Annotated in this window: 22 protein-coding genes; 18 read left to right on the top strand and 4 right to left on the bottom strand. The window is 62.8% G+C overall.

What is annotated here, in order from left to right; genetic code table 11:
- Nucleotides 1–149: 149 nt before the first annotated feature.
- On the bottom strand, nucleotides 150–1091 hold the full coding sequence (locus JQ553_RS02785; protein WP_212498347.1) for a peptidylprolyl isomerase: 942 nt from the start codon (nucleotides 1089–1091) through the stop codon (nucleotides 150–152).
- Between the two features lie 347 nt (nucleotides 1092–1438).
- Here JQ553_RS02785 and secA point away from each other — a divergent pair, with 347 nt between their 5' ends.
- Both secA and JQ553_RS02775 read left to right on the top strand, forming a co-directional pair.
- Nucleotides 1439–4297: a preprotein translocase subunit SecA gene (gene secA / locus JQ553_RS02780; protein ID WP_212498346.1), complete on the top strand. Its 2859-nt coding sequence runs from the start codon at nucleotides 1439–1441 to the stop codon at nucleotides 4295–4297.
- Nucleotides 4298–4610: 313 nt separating this feature from the next.
- Nucleotides 4611–7049 (top strand): hypothetical protein, encoded by a 2439-nt coding sequence (locus JQ553_RS02775; protein ID WP_249143894.1) that lies wholly within the window; start codon nucleotides 4611–4613, stop codon nucleotides 7047–7049.
- Nucleotides 7050–7068: 19 nt separating this feature from the next.
- Here JQ553_RS02775 and JQ553_RS02770 read toward each other — a convergent pair whose 3' ends face one another.
- Nucleotides 7069–7512, bottom strand: a complete 444-nt coding sequence (locus JQ553_RS02770) for a MarR family winged helix-turn-helix transcriptional regulator (protein ID WP_212498345.1) — start codon at nucleotides 7510–7512, stop codon at nucleotides 7069–7071.
- Between the two features lie 181 nt (nucleotides 7513–7693).
- Here JQ553_RS02770 and JQ553_RS02765 point away from each other — a divergent pair, with 181 nt between their 5' ends.
- The 9 genes from JQ553_RS02765 to JQ553_RS02725 all read left to right on the top strand — a co-directional run bounded on the left by JQ553_RS02765 (nucleotide 7694) and on the right by JQ553_RS02725 (nucleotide 17244).
- A complete protein-coding gene (locus JQ553_RS02765) occupies nucleotides 7694–8881 on the top strand; it encodes a substrate-binding domain-containing protein (RefSeq protein WP_212498344.1) in 1188 nt (395 codons plus the stop codon).
- Nucleotides 8882–9035: 154 nt separating this feature from the next.
- On the top strand, nucleotides 9036–10550 hold the full coding sequence (locus JQ553_RS02760) for an amidase (RefSeq protein WP_212498343.1): 1515 nt from the start codon (nucleotides 9036–9038) through the stop codon (nucleotides 10548–10550).
- A 36-nt stretch (nucleotides 10551–10586) separates the two neighbouring features.
- Complete coding sequence (locus JQ553_RS02755; protein WP_212498342.1) at nucleotides 10587–11444, top strand: branched-chain amino acid ABC transporter permease; 858 nt, start codon at nucleotides 10587–10589, stop codon at nucleotides 11442–11444.
- A gap of 4 nt (nucleotides 11445–11448) precedes the next feature.
- The gene (locus JQ553_RS02750) at nucleotides 11449–12669 is read left to right on the top strand and encodes a substrate-binding protein (RefSeq protein WP_212498341.1); all 1221 of its coding nucleotides are present in this window, start codon (nucleotides 11449–11451) and stop codon (nucleotides 12667–12669) included.
- A gap of 7 nt (nucleotides 12670–12676) precedes the next feature.
- The gene (locus JQ553_RS02745; RefSeq protein ID WP_212498340.1) at nucleotides 12677–13768 is read left to right on the top strand and encodes a branched-chain amino acid ABC transporter permease; all 1092 of its coding nucleotides are present in this window, start codon (nucleotides 12677–12679) and stop codon (nucleotides 13766–13768) included.
- Nucleotides 13755–14489, top strand: a complete 735-nt coding sequence (locus JQ553_RS02740) for an ABC transporter ATP-binding protein (protein WP_212498339.1) — start codon at nucleotides 13755–13757, stop codon at nucleotides 14487–14489. The genes JQ553_RS02745 and JQ553_RS02740 overlap by 14 nt, the downstream gene beginning before the upstream one ends.
- Nucleotides 14482–15183 carry an ABC transporter ATP-binding protein gene (locus JQ553_RS02735; protein WP_212498338.1) on the top strand — a complete coding sequence of 234 codons (702 nt, stop codon included), beginning with the start codon at nucleotides 14482–14484 and terminating at the stop codon, nucleotides 15181–15183. Before JQ553_RS02740 ends, JQ553_RS02735 begins: the two co-directional genes overlap by 8 nt.
- Before the next feature lie 200 nt (nucleotides 15184–15383).
- The gene (locus JQ553_RS02730; RefSeq protein ID WP_212498337.1) at nucleotides 15384–17018 is read left to right on the top strand and encodes a hypothetical protein; all 1635 of its coding nucleotides are present in this window, start codon (nucleotides 15384–15386) and stop codon (nucleotides 17016–17018) included.
- A gap of 22 nt (nucleotides 17019–17040) precedes the next feature.
- The gene (locus tag JQ553_RS02725; RefSeq protein WP_212498336.1) at nucleotides 17041–17244 is read left to right on the top strand and encodes a hypothetical protein; all 204 of its coding nucleotides are present in this window, start codon (nucleotides 17041–17043) and stop codon (nucleotides 17242–17244) included.
- Here JQ553_RS02725 and JQ553_RS02720 read toward each other — a convergent pair.
- Nucleotides 17220–18398: a GNAT family N-acetyltransferase gene (locus JQ553_RS02720; RefSeq protein WP_212498335.1), complete on the bottom strand. Its 1179-nt coding sequence runs from the start codon at nucleotides 18396–18398 to the stop codon at nucleotides 17220–17222. The genes JQ553_RS02725 and JQ553_RS02720 overlap by 25 nt on opposite strands.
- 136 nt (nucleotides 18399–18534) lie before the next feature.
- On the opposite strand from JQ553_RS02720, the gene JQ553_RS02715 reads away from it, so the two are divergent.
- The 7 genes from JQ553_RS02715 (at nucleotide 18535) to JQ553_RS02685 (ending at nucleotide 23611) form a co-directional block, all read left to right on the top strand.
- Nucleotides 18535–19362 carry a 3-keto-5-aminohexanoate cleavage protein gene (locus JQ553_RS02715; protein ID WP_212498334.1) on the top strand — a complete coding sequence of 276 codons (828 nt, stop codon included), beginning with the start codon at nucleotides 18535–18537 and terminating at the stop codon, nucleotides 19360–19362.
- A gap of 399 nt (nucleotides 19363–19761) precedes the next feature.
- A complete protein-coding gene (locus JQ553_RS02710; RefSeq protein WP_212498333.1) occupies nucleotides 19762–20742 on the top strand; it encodes a glycosyltransferase family 9 protein in 981 nt (326 codons plus the stop codon).
- 166 nt (nucleotides 20743–20908) lie between these two features.
- Nucleotides 20909–21757, top strand: coding sequence for a cytochrome c (locus tag JQ553_RS02705; RefSeq protein ID WP_212498332.1), 849 nt, complete (start codon nucleotides 20909–20911; stop codon nucleotides 21755–21757).
- 184 nt (nucleotides 21758–21941) lie between these two features.
- On the top strand, nucleotides 21942–22265 hold the full coding sequence (locus tag JQ553_RS02700; protein WP_212498779.1) for a helix-turn-helix transcriptional regulator: 324 nt from the start codon (nucleotides 21942–21944) through the stop codon (nucleotides 22263–22265).
- Nucleotides 22262–22693 carry an SRPBCC domain-containing protein gene (locus JQ553_RS02695; RefSeq protein ID WP_212498331.1) on the top strand — a complete coding sequence of 144 codons (432 nt, stop codon included), beginning with the start codon at nucleotides 22262–22264 and terminating at the stop codon, nucleotides 22691–22693. Before JQ553_RS02700 ends, JQ553_RS02695 begins: the two co-directional genes overlap by 4 nt.
- A 37-nt stretch (nucleotides 22694–22730) precedes the next feature.
- Nucleotides 22731–22937 carry a hypothetical protein gene (locus JQ553_RS02690; protein ID WP_212498330.1) on the top strand — a complete coding sequence of 69 codons (207 nt, stop codon included), beginning with the start codon at nucleotides 22731–22733 and terminating at the stop codon, nucleotides 22935–22937.
- 215 nt (nucleotides 22938–23152) lie between these two features.
- Complete coding sequence (locus JQ553_RS02685; protein ID WP_212498329.1) at nucleotides 23153–23611, top strand: DUF1801 domain-containing protein; 459 nt, start codon at nucleotides 23153–23155, stop codon at nucleotides 23609–23611.
- 731 nt (nucleotides 23612–24342) lie between these two features.
- Here the strand turns inward: JQ553_RS02685 and JQ553_RS02680 are convergent.
- Nucleotides 24343–25806 (bottom strand): murein L,D-transpeptidase family protein, encoded by a 1464-nt coding sequence (locus JQ553_RS02680; protein ID WP_212498328.1) that lies wholly within the window; start codon nucleotides 25804–25806, stop codon nucleotides 24343–24345.
- Between the last annotated feature and the right edge of the window lie 114 nt (nucleotides 25807–25920).

The following is a 25920-nucleotide window of genomic DNA, read 5'->3' as shown; positions in this document are numbered from 1 at the left end:
ATCTCGCTCGTCGAAGCGGGAGAGGGGCTGCACCGTCCTGCGAAAGCCGCTACCCAACCACTGTCATCGATTGTTCACGGTAACTCTCGCCGCCGCGGCAAACCAACTGCCGCGGCGCATAGGTTCCGGCTCCGCTGGGATGACACAAGCTACTTCTTCGCCGGCGCCATCTTGTTGTCGGACGGCTTCGGCGCATCCTTTGCCGCGTCCGCCGGCTTGGCGGTGTCGGACTTCGCCGTCTCTTCCGGCTTGTCCATGCGCTCGACCTTGGCGGCCTCGCGCAGCTTGGCGACATAGTCGGCCTGCGCCTTGCGGGTCACATAGGTCTCGATCTGGCTTTTCACCTGATCGAAGTCGGGCGCCTTGCGATTGTGCTTTTCCTCGACCTTGATGATGTGCCAGCCGAACTGTGACTTCACGGGATCGGAGATCTTGCCCGGCTCGAGCGTGAAGGCGACCGCGGAGAATTCCGGCACCATCTGCTCCTTGGTGAAGAAGCCGAGGTCGCCGCCATCGGCCGCGCCGGGATCCTTGGACTTCTTCTTGGCGAGCTCGGCGAAGTCGGCGCCCTTGTCGAGTTCGGCCTTGATTGCCTTGGCTTCGTCCTCGGTCTCGACCAGGATATGGCGGGCGCGCACTTCCTGTTCGCCGGTGATCTGCTTGGCGGCCTCCTCATAGACCTTCTTCATGGCCTCGTCGGTGGTCGCGGCCTTGCCCTCGCTGGCGAGCAGGCTGTCCATCAGCAGGCGATTGCGGGTGAAGGCGAGGCGCTTCTTGAATTCGTCGCTATTCTCGATCTTCTTGTCCTCGGCGGCCTTGGACACGATCTTCATGTCGATCAGGAAGGCCAGCACGTTTTCCTTGCGCGTTGCCGGGTCCATCTGCGCGAGGCTCTGGCCGAGTTCCTCCTCAGCGAGCGCGACGTCGCTCGCACGGATCTCGGAACCATTCACCTTGGCCATCACCGGGTTGGAGTCCTCGGCCCGGACCGGAAGGCCGGCGGCCAGGAGTGCGGCAAGGCAGCCCGTCACGGCCAGGGTGGCCAGGCCGAGGCGCAGGCCGGTTTTTGTTTCCGGGAGCGAGGTGGTCATGCAATATCCTTGTCACAAAGGGGGAAAGCTCGCGAGCGGGGCGGACACTCGCCCAATCGCGTGGCCTTGGCAACGCGAAAAGTCTGTCAAAATGATGAATTCCTTGACATCTTGCCGACGTTGACAACCCCCCGACCGAGCCATATTTCTGGCCCATCGTGTCAATGGCGATAGCGCTTATTTTGCTGCGTTTTTGGCCGTTGAACCTTGGATAGCCTGTTTCCCACTCAATTGGCGGACAAGCCCTCAGGGTCGGGGTTTGAAACGTGGCGCGTCACGGTGAGTTGATAGGCGATCCGGTGGACCATTCCAGGCTTTAACCCAAGACCGAAGAACAGGAATTACGCATGATCGGCGCGCTCGCCCGCAAGTTTTTCGGCTCCGCCAACGACCGTCGGGTCAAGGGATACCAGTCCCGCGTCAACGCCATCAATGCGCTGGAGCCGGAGCTTGTCAAACTGTCCGACGAGGCGCTCAAGGCCCGCACCGCCGAATTCAAGCAGCAGCTTGCCGACGGCAAGACGCTCGAAGACATCCTTGTTCCGGCGTTTGCGACCGTCCGCGAGGCCGCCAAGCGCACCCTCGGCCAGCGCCATTTCGACGTCCAGTTGATCGGCGGCATGGTGCTGCACGAGGGCGACATCGCCGAGATGAAGACCGGCGAAGGCAAGACGCTGGTGGCAACGCTCGCGGTCTACCTCAACGCGCTCGCCGGCAAGGGCGTCCACGTCGTCACGGTCAATGATTACCTCGCCCGCCGCGACTCCGGCTGGATGGGCCAGATCTATTCGTTCCTCGGGCTGACAACCGGCGTGATCGTGCATGGTCTCGACGACGCCGAGCGCAAGGCGGCCTATGGCTGCGACATCACCTACGGCACCAACAACGAATACGGCTTCGACTATCTGCGCGACAACATGAAGTACCGCCTGGAGGACATGGTCCAGCGCGGTCATTATTACGCGATCGTCGACGAAGTCGATTCGATCCTGATCGACGAGGCGCGCACGCCGCTGATCATTTCCGGTCCGCTCGACGACCGCTCCGAGTTCTACAACACCATCGACACCTTCTTCCCCCAGCTGGACAAGTCCGATTACGAGGTCGACGAGAAGCAGCGCACGGTGACGCTGACCGAAGGCGGCATGGAGAAGATCGAAACCCTGCTGCGCGACGCCGGCCAGCTCAAGGGCGATTCGCTCTACGACGTCGAGAACGTCTCCGTCGTGCACCACATCAACCAGGCGCTGCGCGCGCACACGCTGTTCACGCGTGACAAGGACTACATCGTCCGCGACGGCGAGGTCGTGATCATCGACGAGTTCACGGGACGCATGATGCCCGGCCGCCGCTATTCCGAAGGTCTGCATCAGGCGCTGGAGGCCAAGGAGCAGCAGCCGGTCCAGCCGGAAAACCAGACGCTCGCCTCGATCACCTTCCAGAATTATTTCCGGATGTATGAGAAGCTGGCGGGCATGACCGGCACGGCGGCGACCGAAGCCGACGAATTGTTCGACATCTACAAGCTCGAGGTCCTGGAAATCCCGACCAATCTGCCGGTCGCCCGCCTCGACGAGGACGATGAAGTCTACCGCACGCAAGGCGAGAAATACGCCGCAATCCTGGCCGAGATCGAACGCGCCAACAAGCGCCTGCAGCCGGTGCTGGTCGGCACCGCGTCGATCGAGAAGTCGGAAGTGCTGGCCGAATATCTGAGGAAGCACGGCTACAAGCAGATCGATTTCGGCAACCCGGGCGCGCTGGATAAGCTTTACGCCGCGGCGCGCGCGGGCAAGCCGGCGAAACTGTTCGCGGTGCTGAACGCGCGCTTCCACGAGCAGGAAGCCTACATTGTTGCGGAAGCAGGCGTCCCTGGCGCGATCACGATCGCGACCAACATGGCCGGCCGCGGCACCGACATCAAGCTCGGCGGTTCGCTCGATATGCGACTCCAGCAGGAGACCGCCGGAATCACCGACGAGGCCGAGAAGGCGAAGAAGATCGAGCAGATCAAGGCCGATATCGAGCGCTTCCGCGAGATCGTGCTCAAGGCGGAAGAGGATTTCGAGGTTGAGCCCGCCAAGGGCAACAAGCTGGCCAAGACCGTGAAGAAGCCCGGCGGCCTCTACATCATCGGCTCGGAACGCCACGAATCCCGCCGCATCGACAACCAGCTGCGCGGCCGATCCGGCCGTCAGGGCGACCCGGGCCGCTCGAAATTCTTCCTGTCGCTGGAAGACGATCTGATGCGCATCTTCGGCTCCGACCGCCTCGACAGCATGCTGCAGCGGCTCGGCCTGCAGGAAGGCGAGGCGATCATCCATCCCTGGATCAACAAGGCGCTGGAGAAGGCGCAGCAGAAGGTCGAGGCGCGCAACTTCGACATCCGCAAGAATCTCCTCAAGTTCGACAATGTCCAGAACGACCAGCGCAAGGCGATTTTCGACCAGCGCGTCGACCTGATGAAGGACGAAAGCGTCGCCGAAACCGTCGCCGACATGCGCCATGCCTTCGTCGAGGACGTGGTGGCCAAGCATGTGCCCGAGCATGCTTATGCCGAGCAGTGGGACGTCGCCGGCCTGAAGGAGGAGTTGAAGCGCGTGCTCGACGTCGATCTGCCGGTCGACGAATGGGCCAAGGAAGAGGGGATTGCCGAAGAGGAACTCTTGTCGCGCATCGAGAAGCATGTCGATGAGCACATGGCCGCCAAGGTCGCGCAATGGGGCCCGGACGTGATGCGTTACGTCGAGAAGACGATTCTCCTGCAGACGCTCGATCATCTCTGGCGTGAGCATCTGATCATGCTCGATCACCTGCGCCAGGTGATCGGCCTGCGCGGCTACGGTCAGCGCGACCCGTTGCAGGAATACAAGCTGGAAGCCTTCAACCTGTTCGAGACGATGGGTGCGCATCTGCGCGAAGCAGTCACCGCGCAGTTGATGCGGGTCGAGATCATCCCGCCGGAAGAGCAGCAGCCGGTACTGCCGGCGATGGAAGTGCACAAGCTCGATCCGAATACCGGCGAGGATGAAATGGCCTTCGCGCAGGCTCAAGGGAGCTTTGCTCAAGCCTCGCTGGTGCCGAAGAGTCCCGCCGCCGGCCGCGATCCGAACAACCCGGCAAGCTGGGGCAAGGTCGGCCGGAACGAGGATTGCCCCTGCGGCAGCGGCAAGAAGTACAAGCACTGCCACGGCAGGTATGCGTAGAGCATTGTCGGTTCTGGTTTCATCAGAGCCGACCATGCCTTGGAGTCATCGATAATTTTCCGTGGCGTTTTCGAGCGAAGCGCCCGTCAGGTTCATCGCCGACATATTGCGTTTCGGGCGAAAGTGTTCGCCATCGTCGGTTTGCCGCTAACCGCGCGATAATCCTCGGATCGTTATCACGGCCGCCGGGACCGGCGACCGATCGCCGGCAACCAATTATTAGGAGTTGTGACCCAATCTAGACCCGCGCATTGTGCGGGCCGTCAAGGCGCATCCAAAAGCCTCGCTTTTCAAGGCTCGATGGGGGCGCGTCTTGCAAGAGATCACCGCGAAAACGCACGGCCGCTATTATCCGGCGATCTTCGTGCTCGCGTCGGCCACGCTGTCCTACCAGATCCTCATCACTCGCTTCTTCAGCGTGATGATGTACTACCACTTTGCCTTCGCGGCGATTTCGCTCGCGATGTTCGGGCTCACGCGCGGCGCGATGAAGGTCTATGGCGACCCGGACCGCTACGCGCCCGCGCAAGTGGGATCGGAGTTCGCGCGCCACGCCGCGGGATTTGCGATCTCGAGCGTCGTGGCGATGGCCGCCTTCCTGTGCGTGCCGCTCGTGGTGCCGAACGAGGACGCCATGTTGGCGTTGGCGATCGCGGCGATCGCCTTCGTCATCCCGTTTACCGAGGGCGGCGTCTGCATCACGTTGCTGCTGACACGTCTTCCCTACGCCGGCGGTTGGCTCTACGCCGCCGATCTCGTCGGCGCTGCGGTCGGATGTCTCGGCGTCATCTTCATCCTGCTGGTGATCGATCCGGTCAGCGCCACGCTGTGGATCGGCGCCTTTGCCGCCGCAGCCGGCTGGTTCGTCATCCGCGACGAGGGTGACGGACGAAACCTGCGGCTGAGCCGGGTCACCGCGCTTACGCTCGCCGTGCTCGCCGCCATCCACACCGGCCTCGCCGCGACCGGCGGCGGCCATCTCGGCGTGGTCTGGGCGAAGGGCAGTGCGCAGAGCGGAACGCTGTTCGAGCGCTGGAACACCTATTCGCGCATCCGCGTCAAGGATATCGGACACACGACCCCGTTCGGCTGGGGCTATGTGCGCGCGCCCGACGTCAAGGTCGATCAGTATTATCTCGACATCGATGCGGACGCTGCGACGCCGATCACCCGCTTCTCCGGCGATGTCGCCGAGCACGCCTACCTCAAGGACGACGTGATCAACGCCGCCTATCTGGTGCAGCAACAGCCGGCCGACGTCGCCGTGGTCGGCGTCGGGGGCGGACGCGACATCCTCTCCGGCCTCTATTTCGGCGCGAAGCGGATCCGCGGCATCGAGATCAATCCCGCGATCTTCGAAGTGTTGACCGGCAAGTTCGCCGATTTCTCGGGCCATCTCGATCGCCAGGCGGGCGTCTCGCTGGTCAACGCCGAGGCGCGCAGCTACATCAACCATTCTGCCGACCGCTACGATCTGATCCAGATTTCGCTGATCGACACCTGGGCGGCGACCGCGGCCGGCGGCCTGACGCTCACCGAGAACCGTCTTTACACGGTTGAGGCATGGAATGATTTTTTCCGCGCGCTGAAGCCGGGCGGAATGCTGTCGGTGTCACGCTGGTATGATCCGAAAGTCCATCGCGGCGAGTTCTATCGTCTGGTCGCCATCGCAGCCGACGCTCTGCAGCGCCGCGGCGTGCCGGCGGCCGAACTGTCGCAGCACGTGATCGCGGTGAATGTGGGCAACATCGTCACTGTCATGACCCGCCCGGACGCGTTCGCGGCGGCGCAATGGCAGGCGGCGCGCGACCGGATCACGGCGCAGGGGTTTACCCTCCTGCTCGGCCCGGACACCGCCTTCGACGCCATCACCTCGACCTTGATGTCGGGCAAGGCCGACCAGGCGTTCCTTGATTCGCTGCCCGCGAATATCGCCGCATCGACCGACGACAATCCGTTCTTCTTCTACACCGCGCGATTGGCCGATCTGTTCAGCGACGCCTCGTTCGAGGTGCGGAACAACGCGGCGATCGGCGTCACCAAATGGCTCGTCCTGCTTGGGCTCGGCGTGTGCGTCTGGTACATCGCGCTTCCCTTTGCACGCCTAACGCGGCGCATGCCGGCGGCGGCGCTCGCGCCGCCCGTGGCCTATTTCGCCGCGATCGGCATGGGCTTCATGCTGATCGAGATTTCGCAGATGCAGCGGTTGATGGTGTTCCTCGGACACCCCGTCTACGGCTTGAGCGTCGTGCTGTTCACGATCCTGCTGTTCAGCGGTCTCGGCAGCACCACCGTCGGCGCGGAGACGCCGCGGCCCGTCGCCGTGATCGTCCGAGTCGTGGCGCTGGTCGCTACGCTTGTCGCCGCGGGCTGGCTCACGCCATCAATCACCGGTTGGGCGCGCACCGCATCGACCGACATGCGCATTGTGGTCTCGGTGCTGCTGCTCGCGCCGCCGGCCTTCTGCATGGGCATGATGTTCCCGCTGGGCCTGAGTATCTGGCGCCGGCATGATGGCCTGCTGCCATTCTTCTGGAGCACCAACGGCATCACGTCGATGCTCGCCTCGGTGCTCGGCATGGCGCTGTCGATCCAGTTCGGCATCGCGAACACGTTCGCGCTCGGCGTCTGCTGCTACGTCGTGTGCGCCGTGATGATCGCGGGAAGCAGGCTCGCCAACCCCGTCGCAGGATCCGCGGTCACGCCGGCTCCGCACCGGGCGCTGCTGCCACAGGACGAGGCGGCTTCGTAACGGGCGGGATAGCGCGACCTCAGGTCGCGCTGCCGATCAGGCTTCCCAGCAGGCGCTTCAGTTCGTTGGTCGACTTGTCGCCATAGCTCTCGACGATGTGCTCTTCCTGGCTTACGGCCAGCGAGTTCAGGCGCCTGCACAGCGCCTTGCCGCGATCGGATACGAACATCAGGACTTTGCGGCGGTCCTTGGGATCCTGAAGGCGGTAGACGAGGGCGTCCGACACCATGCGGTCGATCATCTTGGTCAGCGTCGGATGGTTGAGCAGCACGGCATCGGCGAGTTCGCCCATCGAGTGGCCGTTGCCGTCGGACAGGACCTTGAGGATGCGCCACTGCTCCACCGGCACCCCTTCCTTGCTCAGCCGCGTCTCCAACTGCCGGTTGATCTCCCGGTTGGCTTGCGCGAGCAGGTAGGTGAGGTGTTCGGTGATGGGGAAGTTTTCTTTCGGCGGTTTGACCACGGCTGAGACTTCGTTTTGATCCGAGTGAGTGAATGTCTGGCAATCGCTGCTGTTTCTATATGCACTTCAATTGTTGAATATTCAATATTTTCAAAATAGGATCATTGCCCAACAAAAGGGCGCGTGCCGGGGGTCGCCCGCAGAATATGCTTTGTAAGTCTGGTCCCAGACAGGAGTTGGCGTGCGCTCGACGGTAAACTTCCCGGCTCGCGGCGGGCCTGTGTTTCCACCACCCCTGCTGTTGAGGAATTTGTCGTCGCCGGCGGCCAATTGTGCGTGGTCGCCGGACGATCGCGCCTTCTTCGAGCGTCGCGGCGCGAGCAGCAAGCTTCGGATCGGCGGCTTCATCTGCTGCACGGGCTCGCCGGGGGTTTGGGGCCCGTGCGCCACGTCCAGCGCGCAGCTTGCGGTCGCCGAGATCAACAAGCGCGGCGGTATTCTTGGTCGCGAGATCGAACTGTCGATCTACGACGCTGGCGGTCCGCTCGACGAGGTGGTCGATCGCGCCGAACAGGCCATCGCTGAAGCCGAGGTCGACCTTATCGTTGGCCTCCACACCAGTGCGGTCCGCGTCGCCCTGCGCGACATCATCACCCGCAACCACATCCCCTATATCTATACGCCGGTCTATGAGGGCGGCGAGCAGACGCCGGGCATCATCGCGATCGGCGAGACGCCGCGCTGGCAAAGCCGGCCGTCGATTCACTGGCTGGCCGAGGTCAAGGAGGCTTCGCGCTGGTACCTGATCGGCAGCGACTATGTGTGGCCATGGCAGTCGCATCGCGCGGTGAAAAGATACATCGCCGAGACGGGCGGACAGGTGGTCGGCGAGGAATTCGTCCCCCTCGGCGAGGACAATCACGAGCCGCATCTGGCGCGTATTCGGGCCGCCAAGCCCGATGTCGTGCTGATCTCGCTGATTGGCACCGACAGCATCACCTTCAATCGCGCGTTCGGCGAATGCGGCCTCGCCGCCACCACGCTGCGGTTGGGCGGGGCGATGGACGAGACCGTGCTGCTCGGCATCGGCGCCGACAACTCCGAGAACCTGTTCTGCGCTTCCGGTTATTTCCCCAATGTCGCCTCGCGCGCGAACGACGACTTCCAGATTCGCTATCGCGCAATGTTCGGGCCGAACGCGCCGCCGATCGGCTCGCTCGGTCAATCCAGCTACGAGGGGCTGTGCCTGCTCGAAGCCGCGGCCAACAAGGCCGGCTCGCTGTCGATGGGGCCCTTGCTGTCCGCCGCGCGCAACGTCGTCTATGGCGGCGCCCGCGGACCTGTTACCATTCGCAACGGTCACGCCAGGATGCCGATGTATCTCGCGGAGGCCGATGGTCTCGACTTCAGGGTGATCAGGACGGTCTGAGAAGCCGCGACAATCCTGAGACCCGCACTTCCGAAATAATGCTTGAAAGGGAAAATATTTCCGTTTTGAATACATTCGTCGCGCTGCCGGCTCCGCGCCGCAGAACGGACCGCAGCGCCGCGTCCAAGGACCCTAAAAACTGCAGGAGAGCCTCGTGTCAGTCACCCTTCCCACCCCAACGCAACTTCGTGCCGTCGCCGAGCAGTGTGGTCTTTCGCTGACCGAGGAGGACGTCGCATCGTTCCGTGGCCTGCTGCAGGGCTCGATCGATGCCTACAACCTCGTGGCGGCGATGCCCGATGAGGTGCCGGAGGTGAAATATCCGCGCACGCCCGGCTACCGGCCGTCGCCCGACGAGAATCCGCGCAACGCCTGGTATCGCAAGTCGACGGTGAAGGGCGCTGCCTCCGGCAAGCTCAAGGGCAAGACTGTCGCGCTGAAGGACAACATCATGCTGGCCGGCGTGCCTATGATGAACGGTTCGTCGACGCTGGAAGGCTATGTGCCCGATTTCGACGCCACCATCGTTACGCGCATGCTCGATGCCGGCGCCGAGATCCTCGGCAAGGTGCATTGCGAGTCCTTCTGCATATCCGGCGGCAGCCATACCGGCGCGGTCGGGCCGGTGCACAATCCGCACAAGATGGGCTATTCGGCCGGCGGCTCGTCTTCGGGCTCCGGCGTCGTCGTGGCGCTTGGCGAGGTCGATATGGCGATCGGCGGCGACCAGGGTGGCTCGATCCGCATGCCGTCCTCGTTCTGCGGCACCTACGGCATGAAGCCGACCTGGGGCCTCGTGCCCTACACCGGCATCATGCCGATCGAGATCTTCGTCGACCACACCGGTCCGATTACCGCCACCGTCGCCGACAACGCGCTGCTGCTCGAGGTGCTCGCCGGCGACGACGGCTACGATCCGCGCATCAAGGCACCGAAGGTCGAGGAATACACCAAGGCGCTCGGCGCCGGCGTCAAGGGCATGAAGATCGGCGTCCTCAAGGAAGGCTTCGAGCAGCCGACCGCGGAAGCCGCCGTGAACAAGAGTGTTCACGAGGCGGCGAAGCGCTTCAAGGATCTTGGTGCCTCGGTCGAGCCCGTGTCGATCCCGATGCATCTCACCGGGCCCGCGATCTGGACGCCCATCGGCGTCGAGGGCATGACCCAAACCATGATGTTCGGCGACGGCTACGGTCTCAGCCGTCCGGACCTGTATTCGACATCGCTGATGGACTTCCATCGCGGCTGGCGCCGGCAGGCGGACTCGCTGTCGGAGACCACGAAACTGTTCATGCTGCTCGGCACCTACATCAATAACAATTTCGGGCCGCGCTTCTATGGCAAGGCGCTCAACATCTCCCGGCGGCTGACCGCAGCCTATGACAAGGCTTTCAAGGACTACGACCTGCTGCTGATGCCGACTACGCCGATGAAGGCGACGCCGCTGCCGCCGGCCAATGCCAGCCGCGAGGACTACGTCGCCCGCGCGCTGGAGATGATCGCAAACACCGCGCCGTTCGACATCACCCATCACCCGGCGATGTCGCTGCCTTGCGGCATGGTCGACGGCCTTCCCGTCGGATTGATGCTGGTTGGTCGGATGTTCGAGGAATCGACCATCTATCGCGCCGCGAATGCCTTCGAGCAGATCGGCGACTGGAAGAAGATGTGAGGCGTCCCTTGTCGCAGGCCGGATGGATCGCATCGCATGGCTAGCAGCTTCGTCGCGGCGTTCGAGATCCTGAGCTTCGGCGCGATCATCGTGCTGGTCGTGCTGGGGCTCGGGATCATCGCCAGCATGATGGGCATCTTCAACTTCGCGCAGGGCGAATTCGTCCTGCTCGGGGCCTACGTCGCCTATCTGGCGTTCAGCCACGGCGCGCCTATCTGGGCCGGCATGGTCGCCGCACCCTTCATCGTCGGCGGGCTCGGCTTCGTGCTGGAGGCGCTGATCATCCGCCGCTTCTACGCCGCGCCGATCGTCGCGATGCTCGGCACCTATGCGCTGGGCCTGATCATCCGCGAGAGCGTGCGCGGCCTGATCGGCGGCTTCTACCTGACGGTGCCGGAGCCGATCGGCGGATCGATCGATATCGGCTCCGTGCACATTTCTGCCTGGCGGTTCACCATCATCGTGATCACGCTGCTGGTCATGGGCGCATGCTACCTGCTGCTGTCGCGCACCAGTTTCGGCCTGCGCGTGCGCGCCACGCTGGAGAATCCGGCGCTGGCGCGGGCGTCGGGAATCTCGACGCCGCTGATCTACGGCGCTACGTTTGCGTTCGGCGCGGCGCTCGCCGGACTCGCGGGCGCCCTGATCGTGCCGGTGTTCAGCCTGTTCGCCGATCTCGGCATCCGCTTCCTGATTCAGGGCTTTGTCGCCGTGATGGTCGGCGGGGTCGGTTCCTTCATCGGCCCGGTCGCCGGCGCCGGCGTGATCGGCACGCTCAGCGCCGCACTGCCCTGGATCATGTCGCCCGTGGTCGCCGACGTACTCGTCTTCGTTCTCGCCATTGCCTTCATCAAATTCCGCCCGCAGGGCCTCATATCGGGAAAAGGGGTTTAGCCAGATGTCCACAGGTCGCATCAATCTCACACGCCGTCGTTTCATGAGCAATTTCGCTTTCGCCACCGGCGCGATCGCGACCGGCGTCGGAAGCTGGGTGATCAGGCCCGATTGGGCCAATGCCGCCGACGGCCCCATCAAGGTCGGCATTGCGACCGACCTCACCGGCCCGATCGCCTATGCCGGTAACGCCGACGCCAACGTCGCCAAGATGGTGATCAAGGAGATCAACGCAGCGGGCGGCCTCCTGGGGCGGCCGCTCGAACTCTACATCGAGGACACGGCGTCGAACGAGTCGGTTGCCGTGGGCAACGTCCGCAAGCTGATCCAGCGTGACAAGGTCGACATGGTGCTCGGCGGCATCACCTCGTCGATGCGCAACGCGATCAAGGACCCGATCGTGGCGCGCGGCAAGACGCTCTACATCTATCCGCAGCTCTATGAGGGCAAGGAGTGCACGCCCTATCTGTTCTGCACCGGGCCGACGCCGGCGCAGCAATGCGACGAGTTCATCCCATGGCTGATCAAGAACGGCGGCAAGAAGTTCGCGCTGCCGAGCGCCAATTATGTCTGGCCGCACACGCTCAACGTCTATGCCCGCAAGGTGATCGAGTCGAATGGCGGCGAAGTCGTGTTCGAGGAATACTACCCGCTCGATCAGGTCGACTTCTCTGCGACCGTCAACCGCGTCATCTCCAACAAGGTCGACGTTGTCTTCAACACCGTGATCCCGCCCGGCGTAGGCCCGTTCTTCAAGCAGCTCTACGAAGCCGGCTTCCTCAAGAACGGCGGACGCCTTGCCTGCGTCTACTATGACGAGAACACGCTCAACATCAACCAGGCCAACGAGATCGAGGGCCTGGCGAGCTGCCTCGATTATTTCAAGGTGTTGACCAAGGACGATCCGGTCAGCGCCAAGATCCAGGCCGCCTATGACAAGGATTTCCCGGGCAACATTCTGTTCGCGGCGGGGAGTGCCGCGACGGGAACCTATCGCGGCCTCAAGCTGTGGGAAGCCGCGGTCAAGGAGGCCGGCAAGGTCGACCGTGACTCAGTGGCGGCCGCGCTGGACCACGCCAAGATCACCGAAGGGCCGGGCGGGCCGGCCGAGATGGTGCCGGGCACGCGCCACTGCAAGATGAAGATGTATACTGCCGTGGCCAAGAACGGGACTTACGAGGTGGTGGCGCGCAGCAGCGGACTGGTCGATCCCAAGGAATGTTGAGCGGTCGATGAGTGCAGCAAAACAGGCCGTCGCTGATGTCGGCGAGGGACCGGATGTCGTAATGGACGAGGGTGCAGTGTCAGTCGGTCTGCCGGTGGGACAGACCGCGGCAGGACGAAAAGTCCTGCCGATCGTGGAAGGGCTGGTGCTGCTTGTCGCGCTGGTCCTGCCGCTGGTCCTGCAGGATTACCTCACGGTGTTCGCGACCCGTGTGGTCATCCTCGCGTTGTTCGCGCTGTCGTTCGACCTGGTGTGGGGCTATGCCGGCATCATGAGCTTCGGCCAGGCGTTGTTCTTCGGCTCGGCCGGCTACGGCGTGGCCCTGCTCGCACGCGACCTCAACGTCACCTCGATCTTCCTGATCCTGCCTGCGGGAACGCTCACCGGGCTCACCGCCGCTCTTTTGCTGGGCGGCTTCCTGCTGCTCGGACGGCATCCTGCGAGCGTGATCTTCGTCTCGCTCGGCACCCTGACAGGGTCCTACGCGGCGGATCGGCTGGCGCGCGGCTGGTACTATCTCGGCGGGCAGAACGGCATCCCGTCGATTCCACCTCTGACGCTCGGCAGCTACGACATCACCGAAGGGCCGGTCTATTACTACATGGCGCTCGGCATTCTCACCGTCGTCTATCTGCTCTGCCGCTTCCTGGTGCGGTCGCAATTCGGGCTTGCGCTTGCGGGCCTGCGCGAGAACGAGCAGCGCATCGCCTTCTTCGGCTACAAGGTGCAGCATCTGAAGGCGATCGTGTTCGCGGTCGGCGGCACCATCGCCGGGCTCGCCGGCAGCCTCTATGCCTTCCACGAAGGCTTCGTCTGGCCCAACATGCTTGGGGTGGTGTTCTCGACCCAGGTCGTGCTCTACGTGCTGTTCGGGGGCGCGGGCACACTGATCGGCGCAGTCATCGGCACCGTCATCATTGAAGGCGTCAGCTTCTGGCTGTCTGACAATTACCGCGACATCTGGCCGATCATCCTCGGCGTGCTGCTGCTCCTGGTGATCATGTTCCGTCCGCTCGGCCTGATCTCATTCGTGCTCGGCGAGCGCGAACGCATCGGCAGCTTTGGCGCCAGGAAGGAGAAGCGCAATGCCGCTCCTTGAGGCGTCAGGCATCAGCAAGGTGTTCGGCAAGCTGACCGCGCTCGACGGCGCGGGCCTTACGGTCGGCGAGAACGAGTTTCACGGCCTGATCGGCCCCAACGGCTCGGGCAAGAGCACGCTGATGAAATGCGTCGCCGGCGCCGAGATGCCGACCACGGGCAAGGTCAGCTTCGTCAACACCGACATCACCGCGTTCACGCCGACCGAGCGCGCCCGCGCCGGCATGAGCCTGAAGTTCCAGATCACATCCGTGCTGCCGACGTTGACGCTGTACGACAATATCCTGCTGGCGCTGCAGGCGCAGTCGTCGCTGTTCGACCTGCTGTTCTCGCGCACGCGCGGTGCTCTGCACGACCAGGTGATGACGATGCTGACCCAGTTCCGCCTCGCCCATCGCGCGCATGACGCGGCGGCAACGCTCTCGCACGGCCAGCAGCAGTGGCTCGAGATCGCGATGGCGCTCGTCGGCAAGCCGCGGCTCCTGCTTTTGGACGAGCCGACAGGCGGCATGAGCCTCGAGGAGCGTCGTGTCACCGGCGAGCTGCTGCAGCCGATCAAGCAGCACTGCTCGCTCGTCATCGTCGAACACGACCTGGATTTCATCCGCGACATCTGCGACCGCCTCACCGTGCTCGACCAGGGCAGGGTGCTGGCGTCAGGCACGATCGCGGAGATCCAGGCCAACAGAAGCGTCCAGGAGATCTATCTGCGCCGTGCCTGACCAGACATTCCTCGATATCAGGCATCTCGATGCCGGTTATGGCCGCAGCCAGGTGCTGTTCGATGTCAACATCGGCATTCCCTGGCGCGGCGGCGTCGCCGTGCTCGGCCGCAACGGCGCCGGCAAAACCACGCTGATGAAGACCATCGTCGGCGAGCTCGCAAGCTCCGGCGGCGAATTGTTCTTCGATGGCCGCGACATCACCCGCCGCCGCACCGAGGAGCGCGTACGCTCCGGCATCGGCTATGTGCCGCAAGAGCATTCGGTGTTCGCGCGCCTGTCGGTGCGCGACAATCTCGCCGTCGGCTCGCTGTCCAATCCCGATCCGGCAGCGGTCGAGCGCGTGCTGACGATCTTCCCGAAACTTGGCGAGCGCCTCGACCAGCCGGCCGGCACCCTCTCGGGCGGCGAGCGCAAGATGCTGGCGATCGGCCGCGCCATGCTCGGCAATCCCAGGCTATTGCTGCTCGACGAGCCGACCGAAGGCGTCTGGGTCGGCGTGATCGAGGAAATCACGGAGCGGCTGATCGCACTCGCCGAGGAGATCGCAGTCGTCATCGTCGAGCAGCATCTCGACCTCGCGCTCCGCGTCGCCGACTACGCCTATGTCCTCGACCGCGGTCGCGTCGCGTTGCAGGGCGCCGCCGGCGAGGTGCGCCGCGACCCGGAGCTGCTGCGCTATCTCGCGCCGTAACGATTGGCCGACTGCCTCGGTCATGCGCGGTCCAGCTTGATCTGAAGTTTTCCACAGCTCGGTATCGCTCGCACGATCAATGCGCGCTGCCAGATACGTGGCGGACTGGCGGCGGCGACGTGTCGAGACACGACATCACAAATTCGCATTTGCTGCGTAGACACGACTCACACGAAACTTGACAGCAAGAGCAGCAAGACATGGCTCAGAGCACGACCGGCGCTACGCCGTTTCCACTCGGCGTCTTCGTCGGGAACCCGAACTATTTTGATCCGAACGAGGAGGCGAGTTTCGAAACAAACTTCAACGCCTTCTCAACCCTGATGAAGACCAAGCCGGAATTCCTCGACCAATATGGCGATCAGCGCCAGCCCATTTCGCAATGGGTGGGTCAATCGAGCTGGAATGCGGCCTCGATGGCGCAGTCGCCCGTGCTGAAGGATGTTACGCCGGTGATCGGGTTGCCGATGAGTTCGACGGCGGCGGGCTCGGGAACTCCCGATCAGTTCTACAAGGAGTTCGCTGCCGGGAAATACGATTCCGTTCTGACCGGCATGGTCAAGGCCTGGGCCGACAATGGCTTCACGACGCAGATCTGGCGGCCAGGCTGGGAGATGAATATCGACACCATGCCGTCTTATGCCGGGGAAGACGCCGCGACACGCGCGGATTGGGTCAAGGCCTTCCAGCACATCTACACGGTCCTGCATGCCGCGGGTCAGGCTGATGGCGTGAACATTCAGGTGGCGTGGAATCCGAGCGTGGTGAATTACAGCCACGCCGGCAATGTCATCCAGACAGCATATCCCGGCAACCAGTATGTCGATATCGTTGCCGCCGACGTTTATGGCGATGTCTTCCCTTACGGGTCGCCGACGCACCTGTATGACTGGGACAAGAGCGGACAGGTCCTCAACTCGTCCCATCCGGTCTACGATTCCAGCATTCAGCAATGGGCGTCGGATCCGGTCAACCTCCAGCACTACTACACCCACCCGGCTTCCAACCAATGGTCGCTCGATGGCAGTGAGGGTCATGCGACCTCGCTTCAGCAGCTGATCGATCTCGCCAAATCGGCCGGCAAGCCGTTCGCAATTGCCGAGACCGGTGCAGGCAATACCCACGACGGCGCAGGCCTCACCGACAATTCGACATTCGTGAAGTGGCTGTCGGACACGCTGCATGAGTCGGGCGTCAACGTCAGCTTCGTGAACGTCTGGGATTCGAACTCCGGCGGAAAGTATCAGTTCACCGGTTCCGACAAGCCGCTTGAGGCTGCGGCGTGGTCGAAGTATTTCGGCGACCCACCCACAACGACATCCACCGCATCCGCTGCCGCATCCACACCCGAATCCGCGCCAACAACAACGGCGCCATCGCACCCGTCAGACAGCGCTGCGGCCGGCAACGGCACCACCGGTCACGGCGGCACCACCGGGACAAACAGCGTGACCGCCAGCGGACATGACGCCGCCGTCGCGCCCGATTCCTCCAACCACAATTTTCATTTCGCGTCCGAACCGACGGCCGTCGCCGATAAGCCGGCCGCCCCATCGGTCACGGTTGGAGGCGTTGGCAACGACAGCCTCAATTTCCACGGGCTCATCGACGCAAGTTCCGGAAACTCGGACAGCCTTGCAACAGGCGGCTTCGCGTCGAATGTTGCGCACGGCGTCGGAGCGTGGCTCGCACACGATTCCCAGCCGAATGGTCCGCCGATGTCGATGATGGCAGCTGACCACAACGTCGTGCAGAGCCATTCCGCCGCCGCGAATGAGGCGAGCACGCATCATGGCGCGCTGAATGCCAGCGACTTCATGCTGCACTGGCTGTGACGGGATCGGGCCGAGATCCTCGATGCCGTTATGGCCGCGCCAGGTGCTGTTCGATGTCAACATCGGCATTCCCTGGCGCGGCGGCCTCGCCGCGACGCGCGCGGATTGGGTCAAGGCCCTCCAGCACATCTACACGGTCTTGTCCTCCATAGGGATGTTTCAGACGGCCAGGAGCTGTCCGGAAATCATGCCTGTCGGACGTTATCGCCAATCGTCGATGATGTAGGCGCCGGGGCGGCAATATCCGGGATCGTTCTGCCGATGCATGGCCACGCCCTGCATTTCGGTGCGGAATCCGCGGGCGACCAGATGCCGATAGGCTTCATCGCGTGCCATATTCGCACCAGCCAACAGGTTCGACATGCCGGCAGCGACCGCCAACGCCTCGCACGCGTCGAGCAGCCGAAGGTAGTCGTGTTCAGCCGATCGCCCAGCGCGGACTGCACCGAATTTGACGTAGCAAGTATCTGCTCCGGCTTCGCTGCGTGGCCCGTAGTGACACACCGCGAACGCCGCGATGCCATGGGCACCTTCAACCAAAACAATATCACCCAAACCTTGCGTATGGGTCGCGTCTATCTCGCTGGTCAGGTCGAGACCAGGACAAATTGTTTCAGCCACGTCCGCGCACGCCAGGAGAGCTTCCGCTCGCTGCACTTCGCTCAACTCGCTGAAGCGTAACCATCCGGCCGCCGTTTGCCGCATCGCTTTTGCCGACATGATTGCTGTAAGGAAGCGCGCGTAAAAGCCGTATTTTTGGTAAAGGGCGATATGTTTCGCGCTATCTGAGAATGTGAATAGCCCGACGTGCCGCGTGTCCCAGGTGTCGAACTGCTCGATGGTTTTCCCGAGCAGCGCTCGGGCGACACCTCGCCCCTGGAGATCAGGTCGCACAGTCAACGGACCGAAGAAGCCGACACTTCCCCAATTGGTGGCAAAGTTGGAGCCGGCTAACTTTCCATCCAACGTCGCGCCGAACGAGGCCACGTGAGCCGCGCATTGTCGGCCGTAGACGATGTCTCGATCGGCCCAGAACATGTCCGGGTCGGGAGCCCCAAGGAAGCTACCAAAGGCAAGACGGAAAATTCGTGCAGCTTCCGGCAAATCACTGGCGTCGAGCTTGTCAACCACCGGGCGACTCGCTTTCGGATCAGTGTTCCCGCTGGCATTCTGATCTGGCATGATCGCCCCGCTTTTGGAACCAACCATGCCAGCGATAGCAACTCGCATGGTCGCAATCCAATCACGCCTGAGCCAGCCGACCCATCGGCCACAGTTGGAGGCGTTGGCAACGACAGCCTCTTTCGACGGGCTCATCGAGGCAAGTTCCGGAAGTCGGACAGCCTTGCGCTGGATGGCGTCGCGTCGAATCTTGCGCACGGCGCCGGCTCACGCGCGATTCCCAGCCGAATGGTCCGCCGAACCAAGCCGTCGAGCAAGCCATGTTGGGCATGCGCGATGACAGGGGCGAGACAGGCGGATATTATCCGAGCCAAAATCATATGGAGGGATGAGAATGACCACGCCCTGCATCATTACGATCGCTATCACCGGTTCACTCCCGCAGAAGTCCGACAACCCGGCCGTGCCTATCACTGTCAGCGAGCAGATCGAATCGACGCAGGAGGCGTTCGAGGCCGGCGCCACCTTGGTCCACGCGCATGTACGCAAGGATGATGGTTCCCCCACATCCGATCCGGAGCGCTTTGCGAGGCTGGTCGAGGGCGTGCGGAAGCATTGCCCCGGGATGGTCATCCAGCTTTCGACGGGTGGCCGCTCCGGCGCCGGGCGCGAGCGTGGTGGCATGATTTCCCTCAGGCCTGATATGTGCTCGCTGTCCACGGGCTCCTGCAATTTCCCGACGCGGGTCTACGAGAACAGCCCCGATCTGGTTGAATGGCTCGCATCCGAGATGCGCGAGCATGGGGTGAAGCCCGAGATCGAGGCATTCGACCTGTCGATGATCTTCAAGGCCGTCGAGATGCAAAGAGCCGGCAGGATAGCGGGCACGCTGCACGTTCAGTTTGTGATGGGCGTGAAGAACGCCATGCCGGTCGATCGCGAAGTGTTCGAGTTCTACGTGACCACGCTCAAGCGCCTCGCACCGGAGGCGACCTGGACAGGCGCGGGAATCGGCCGCGACCAGATCACGCTCAATCGCTGGTCGCTCGAGCTTGGCGGTCACTGCCGCACGGGCCTTGAAGACAATGTGCGTCTCGACCGCAATACGCTCGCGCCATCCAACGCGGCCCTGGTCAAGCGCATCGTCGACATGGCCGGCGATTACGGCCGCCGTCCCGCTACCGTGGCGGAGACAAGGCAGTTGCTCCGGCTTGCTGCCTAGAGCTTCGGCCTGATTGAATCGGAGCCGAAGCTCCAGATACTTGTTTTGACGCGCTTTCTTCACGCGAACCGGCACCTGTTTCGCGCGAAAACGCCATAGCTGTTTCGTCCCGGCTCTTGATAGAGCATCCCCGCCTTGCACATTGAGGATGCGCAAGGTCAGATTCTTCATGGGAAAGCCACGACGACAGAGGCAATCGTCGAGCGATACGAAGCGCCGGAGGCGCGGCCGTGCCCTTGATCGAGGAAGCCCTATGGTCTGGCCCGTGCTGATTGTATTTCAATCGTAACAACTCCTTGGCCTTTCGAAACCGAAGTGCAGCGGAGGGATTCTAGGCTCCTTTGTTGAACCGCTTCTGCGGACAACCTGGTGACGGTGCCAAGAGTCCTTCCGACCGTGATGAACGAAGCAGAATGGAGCTTGCGGCCGGCGGAGAACCCCACCGCATTTGCTCCCGAGGCCGGGCACGAGCAGCATGCATCCGTTTGCATTCTCAACGGCTTTGGCCGAACGTTGGGCGATGGAATCATTGGATTGCAAGCGCTTTCGGTAGCTATCCGGATCGGGGTCATTCCGCGCGGGGTAACGCTGTTCCGATTGCCCAATCTCCCGGTCATGGTTCAGGCGATCCATGCGGTCGCCGAGTTCGCCAAACGGAAGACGCTTCCGTGGGATTTCGCAGGCAAGGAGCGACGATTCGATCCCGCTTACTCGGCCGCTCGCGTCATCGACATGCGCGACTTCGCTTTCGATCAGGATTTCCAGCAAACCTCGATGATAGATTTCTTCCTTCAGCGGCTTGGCATCGCCTCGAATTCGATCCCTCCAGGCTGCAAGCGCAACACGTGGCTGGCACCACGCGTAACGCAAACACCTCCGCTCTATCCGCCTGGCTACATCCTCGTTTGTCCAAATTCGTCGATACGTCTACGCAGCATGCCCGCGGCGATTCATGCTGGAATTTTACGAGAGGCGCTTGCCGTCGGGCCTGTCGTAACTCAGGGAGAGGTGCCTGACGAACTTGTCGGCCAGGTGTTCCACGCTGCGCCCTTCGGGGCGCTTGAAGACTTATGTGGGTTAATTCGTCATGCCCGGCTGGTGATATCGACAGACACCGCCATGGTGCACTTGGCTGATGCGTTCGATGTGCCATGCCTGGCATTCTTTCCAACGCATCGGCCGGAATGGCGCGTGCGCGACTACCCCAAATGCCGCGCGGTTATGCTGCGTAGTGGGCTTCCAGCCGGCATCGAGTTCCCACGCGGGCCGCACGACGAGGAACTCGCTCACGCCGGGTGGTTTCCGCATGGTGATGACCTTGGCTGGCTTGCAGACGTGCTGACGCCGACGCTTGCGCGATCTGCGCGTGGGGCAGCCTGAACGCAGCGGATTCGGCGATCTTGTTGTGGCAGGCCCCAGCATCAACTCGAGTTGATTGGGGATATGGTAGATGTCAAACCGGGCTTGTTTCTGCAACACGAAGCGACCGCGTCCTTCGCGGCGCGGCTGGCCTGCGCTCAGGCCTGTTCTCATTGCAACCGTCGTTTTGCTGCTGCTCGGCGCATGGAGCCAGGCTCGCGCGCAGCCCCGATCAGCAGCAGAACCCGTGCTTGTCATCAATAGCAGTGCGAACGAGCAGCATTTTACGGTCCCTCAACTGTTGAACAGGCCCGACGTCGCGACGTTGAGCGCAACGGACGACGTCTATCGCCACACCGTCGCCTATCGCGCCGTGCCGCTTTTGGCTCTCCTGGGCAACAACGTCGATCCGAAATTCGATACCGTCGAGGCCAAAGCACGGGACGGCTTCGTCAGCCAGATTCCTTTTGCACTGATCGCGCGTGGCGCAAGCGGCGGCGCCGTCGCGTATATCGCCGTCGAAGATCCCGCGCATCCGTGGCCGCCACTGCCGCAGAAGACCGAGACCGCTGGTCCGTTCTACCTGATCTGGAATCAACCGGAACGGTCAGCAATCACCCGTGAGCAATGGCCCTATCAGGTGATCAGTTTGACCCTTGTCGAGAGCCCGGTTCGCCGTTGGGCTCAACTGGCGGTGCCGGCGACGACAGCAGTCGACGCTCCAGCACGACACGGACAAGATGTTTTCGTCACGCTATGCCTGCCGTGCCATCGGTTAAATGGCGGCGGCGCGAGCGATACCGGACCCGATTTCGGACGCCCGATGTATCCGACACAATACCTGACCGAGGCCGGACTGCGCGCCATCATCCGAGATCCGCAGGCAGTCCGCACATGGCCCGGTCAAAAGATGATCGGCTTCAGCAAAGATATCCTCTCAGACGCCGACCTGGATGCGCTGGTCGCCTATTTGCGCACCATGGCGATGGCATCAGGCAGATGCCCCGACGGTCGGGAGGGGTCGCCGTGCAGGTGAAGGTAATTTGATCGCGCTCGCGCCCGATACACGCCACGGGCGATCCTTGCGTTTGTTCCCTGCGCCATTCCTCGCCGACCGCGCCGACAACGTCGCGGCCAAAAGGGTGGCCGTCTTTCCCCTTGACCAACATATATCTCGGCGGTTATACATGGATCGATAACCAGCGAGTTATTGATTGACCATGCCCAGTGCGCACGACATGCTCTTCAGAACGCTTGCCGATCCGACCCGGCGGGCCATCTTCGAGCGGCTCTGCCGCGAAGGAGAGAAGACGGTCGGGGCGCTGACGGCGCGGGCCGGGATTTCGCAGCCGGCCGTCTCCAAGCATCTCGCGGTGCTGAAGCAGGCCGGACTGGTGCGCGATCGTCATGAAGGCCGCCAGACCCACTACAGCGCGCAGCTTAGCGCGCTGGCTCCGCTGATCGACTGGACCAGCCGGATGACCGGCTTCTGGCAGAGCCGGTTCGATCGTCTCGAAGATCTCCTCAAGAGGATGGACCAATGACCAAAGCTGCGACCGAGACCCGCTCCGTTATCGTCGAACGGGAGCTTCCCCATCCGCCGGAGAAGATCTGGCGCGCGCTCACGCAACCGCATCTGATGGAGGAGTGGCTGATGAAGAGCGATTTCAAGCCGGTCGTCGGTCACAGCTTCAACCTTCGCGGCGAATGGGGCGGCGTGCTGGACTGTGAGGTTCTTGCGGTCGAGCAGGACCGCACGCTGTCCTACACCTGGAATTTCTCGCATGACGATGCGGCCTATGATCTGAGGAGTGTCGTGACCTTTACGCTCACGCCGACGCGCGATGGCACGCACCTGCGCGTGGAGCAATCGGGCTTCCAGCCGAGCCAGAAGCAGGCCTATGGCGGCGCCCACGCCGGCTGGAAGCAATTCCTTGCAAACCTGGAACAGGTGCTGACGCGGGTCGATTAGTCCGCCGCGCCTTGGCTCGTCGTCAAAGGAGGTCTTGTTGAACTGGAATCAGTTGATACGGCAAATCCACCGTTGGCTGTCCATCGCATTCACGGTGGCCGTCATCGTCAATATCGTTGCCATGACGCAGGTGACGCCCGCCGTCTGGGTCGGCCTGCTGGCGCTGCTCCCGCTCGTCTTGCTCCTGCTCACTGGCCTGTACATGTTTGTACTGCCCTACGCCGCCAAATGGCGAAATGGCTGACAATTCGGCGAACGGGAGTGGACGCAATGGCCGAAAGGACGCCCAGGTCGTCAGCGAAGGTCGCCGGAATGCACGCCTCCAGGCGGCGTGTGGCAAATCCGGCGCTTCTTGCCGGAGGTAATCCGAAGTCCAACTCGCGGCATGGGTAAGGCGAGCCAGCCAATTGCCGGGCGAACGAATCTGAGCGGAACGCACCGGCCACGAAAAAAGGGACAATGAGCGTGAAGAAGAGCGGCGCGAAGGAACCAAGCGGCGGGGGCTCTCCCTCTCGGCTGATCGATGCGAGAATCGAGGAGCTGGGCGACTGGCGGGGCCAGACGCTCGCTCGGGTCCGAATGCTCATCAGGCAGGCCGTACCCGACGTGGTCGAAGAGTGGAAGTGGCGAGGCGTTCCGGTTTGGTCGCACGGCGGGATCCTTTGCACCGGCGAGACTTACAAGAGCGTTGTGAAGATGACCTTCGCCAACGGCGCCTCGTTGGAGGATCCGTCGGGCCTGTTCAACTCCAGCCTCGAAGGCAATGTGAGACGCGCCATCGATTTTCACGAGGGCGACAAGATTGACGAGCGTGCTCTGAAAAATCTCATGCGCGCCGCCGTCGACTACAATCAAGCCAAATCGAAGAAGGCGCCTGCGAGGAAGCAAGCGAAAGCCAAGAAGACCAGGACGGCATGAAGCCCTGGCTTGCTCTCGTTCATGGCTTGCTCTCGCTCATTGCCTCGCCGTTCGACCGCCGCTTCCGCAAGGTGTGGATTCTCGCCCCTGAGCCTCGTGGCGCCGGCCGCGGCAATCACTGATTTGCCCGACGAGGCAAGCCCTCACGCGAAAAACATTCCGCTTCGCGTTTCACCCAAATCAGCCGTCTAATCCGCCCGTCTCATCCGATTGAGGGGCGCTTCGCCATCGTCACGGGTGTTGGGTCGAGATGCGGTGGACGCTGCGGCACACGAGGCGAACGTGCCAAGGCGGACGGCGAAGTCGTGTGGTTCTGACGCCCCGATGCAGGTGTTAAGTTCGTGAGCGGCAAGCCGCTGCGGGCGACGGTGACAACAAAGCTGGTCTCACCGAGAAGAGCACGAAGGACACCGTAAAACCATCGCGCAGGGAAAGCCGGGTTGTTTCCGGTTACACCTGTGGTCCTACCCCCGGTGCTTTTTGTTGCACCGGGCCCATGGGTGCGATCGGCACCCGGCTTTCCCTGCGCCCTCTGTTGAAGAGAGGGCGAAGCGAGATCAAACCTCGGGCAATTGATGTCGCGAGAACACGGACTCGTATCTTCATCGCTGTTTGACAATCGAATCCGAAATCTCCGCCGCATCATTGTGGCGACGCGACGTGTCCGCCGTAGACTTCGCGAAGGCCCTCCGCCGCGACGACGGCGATGAATCCAGGGCCGCCGCGGGCGCTTACTTCATCGCCGAGAAGCGGCCGTCAAACGAACTCGACTGCACGGCCGGCGCGGAGCCGGCGATTTGGGTGCCAGTAGCCGCACTGGGCGCTGCTGCTGCTGTGGAGACCGACGGTTTCCGCACGGACTTGGCGGCCTGCTTGGGCTCGGCCGGCTTCGGTGCGACGCGGACCACCGATTGTGGTTTGGCCTCGGCGACCTTCGGCTTGGCCGGCGTGGGAGCGGGCGCAGCGGCGGCGTTCGCCTGGGTGGCGTCGGCGGTATTGCCGATGCCGACCTTGCGGGCGAGCTTCGCAAAGAATCCATCGGATTTTTCGGGCGGCGCAGCCGAGGCGACGCGGGTAGCGGATGTCGTTGCGGGAGGCGCCGACACCGCGACGGCAGGCTCTTCGGGCTGGACCGCCAGGTTGGGCTTGGGCGGATTGACAGTGCCGGGGATCGTGCCGGGGGCGCGCGCCAGCTCCAGCGATGCGAGGCTCTGGCTGTCGCCGCCTTCGGAGAGACCGGTGTTACCTTCCGGAATCTTCGAGGCGAAGATCTTGTTCATGCCGCCGTCGATGCCGGTGTTCATCCGCGCCAGCGGCGTGCCCTTGGCGATCAGTTTTGAAGTCTCGGCCGCCTCTTCCTGCTGCTTCCCGCGAACAGCGTTGGCGATCTCGTCCGGGACCACATAGGCCGGACACTTGGCGGCGGCGTCGAACACCGGTTCGCGGGTCGCGTTGGCGGGCTTCGCCGCGTCGAAGACGTATTTCTTCTCGCAGAAGTCGACCTTCGGCTCCTGCTTCGTCACCTCGAAATGATCATAGCCTTCCTTGATCATCTTCCAGAAAGGCATGTTCGGATTGTTGCGGTGCTTGGCCATGTTGATCGGCGTCATCCGGAACGGATAGGCCTGCAACTGGAACGCCTTCTGGCCGCCGAAGAAGGATTCGCGGCCGAGCGAATAGATTTCCGCGATCTGCTCGTCGGTCATCGCGTAGCAGCCGCGCGACGAACAGTCGCCATGCACCATCAGTTGCGAGCCGGTGCGGCCGAGCGAGCGGTCGAAAGCGTTGGGATAGCCGGTGTTGAAGGAGAGATAATAGGCCGACTGCGGATTCATCTGGCTGGGGTTGATGGAATAGAACCCCTCGGGCGCCTGGCGGTCACCTTCGCGGACCTTCGGACCGAGATCGCCCGACCAGCGGCAGATCGGATAGGTCTTGAGCAGAGCAAAGCGGCCGGAGCGGTCCTGCTTCCAGACCTCGAGCTCGGCTTCCTGCTTGAACAGGCGGACCAGGATCGGCGACTGCAGATCCATGTCCTTCTCGGATATCGTGGCCAGCAGTTTTGGCGGGACCGGCTGGTTGGCCTTGGCGTTGTTCGCGAGCGAGACCTGGTCGCTGTTACAGCCGGCCAACAAAACAGCGGCCGCGATGGCGGCCGACCCAAGAAGCGCGCGAACCAAGCTGCGATGAATCAAGTCCAAGCTCCACACCCACCGGGCCTATTCGCGACCCCAACACAGCGAATATGCCCTGAAGCCATTGTTTAAAATACTAGCGGTCGGCCCTCCTGCTCGCAACCTGAACAGGCC

The sequence above is a fragment of the Bradyrhizobium lablabi genome, from assembly GCF_018131005.1.
Classification (GTDB): domain Bacteria; phylum Pseudomonadota; class Alphaproteobacteria; order Rhizobiales; family Xanthobacteraceae; genus Bradyrhizobium; species Bradyrhizobium lablabi_D.
This window is presented reverse-complemented; position numbering and strand designations above follow the sequence as displayed.

Excerpts from the sequence above, each read along its gene's own strand:
- JQ553_RS02745 (WP_212498340.1), top strand. The coding sequence starts at position 12,677 with ATGAGTGCAGCAAAACAGGCCGTCGCTGATGTCGGCGAGGGACCGGAT.
- JQ553_RS02695 (WP_212498331.1), top strand. The coding sequence starts at position 22,262 with ATGACCAAAGCTGCGACCGAGACCCGCTCCGTTATCGTCGAACGGGAG.
- JQ553_RS02740 (WP_212498339.1), top strand. The coding sequence starts at position 13,755 with ATGCCGCTCCTTGAGGCGTCAGGCATCAGCAAGGTGTTCGGCAAGCTG.
- JQ553_RS02750 (WP_212498341.1), top strand. The coding sequence starts at position 11,449 with ATGTCCACAGGTCGCATCAATCTCACACGCCGTCGTTTCATGAGCAAT.
- JQ553_RS02700 (WP_212498779.1), top strand. The coding sequence starts at position 21,942 with ATGCCCAGTGCGCACGACATGCTCTTCAGAACGCTTGCCGATCCGACC.
- JQ553_RS02710 (WP_212498333.1), top strand. The coding sequence starts at position 19,762 with ATGAACGAAGCAGAATGGAGCTTGCGGCCGGCGGAGAACCCCACCGCA.
- secA (WP_212498346.1), top strand. The coding sequence starts at position 1,439 with ATGATCGGCGCGCTCGCCCGCAAGTTTTTCGGCTCCGCCAACGACCGT.
- JQ553_RS02755 (WP_212498342.1), top strand. The coding sequence starts at position 10,587 with ATGGCTAGCAGCTTCGTCGCGGCGTTCGAGATCCTGAGCTTCGGCGCG.
- JQ553_RS02685 (WP_212498329.1), top strand. The coding sequence starts at position 23,153 with ATGAGCGTGAAGAAGAGCGGCGCGAAGGAACCAAGCGGCGGGGGCTCT.
- JQ553_RS02730 (WP_212498337.1), top strand. The coding sequence starts at position 15,384 with ATGGCTCAGAGCACGACCGGCGCTACGCCGTTTCCACTCGGCGTCTTC.
- JQ553_RS02715 (WP_212498334.1), top strand. The coding sequence starts at position 18,535 with ATGACCACGCCCTGCATCATTACGATCGCTATCACCGGTTCACTCCCG.
- JQ553_RS02785 (WP_212498347.1), bottom strand. The coding sequence starts at position 1,091 with ATGACCACCTCGCTCCCGGAAACAAAAACCGGCCTGCGCCTCGGCCTG.
- JQ553_RS02725 (WP_212498336.1), top strand. The coding sequence starts at position 17,041 with ATGCCGTTATGGCCGCGCCAGGTGCTGTTCGATGTCAACATCGGCATT.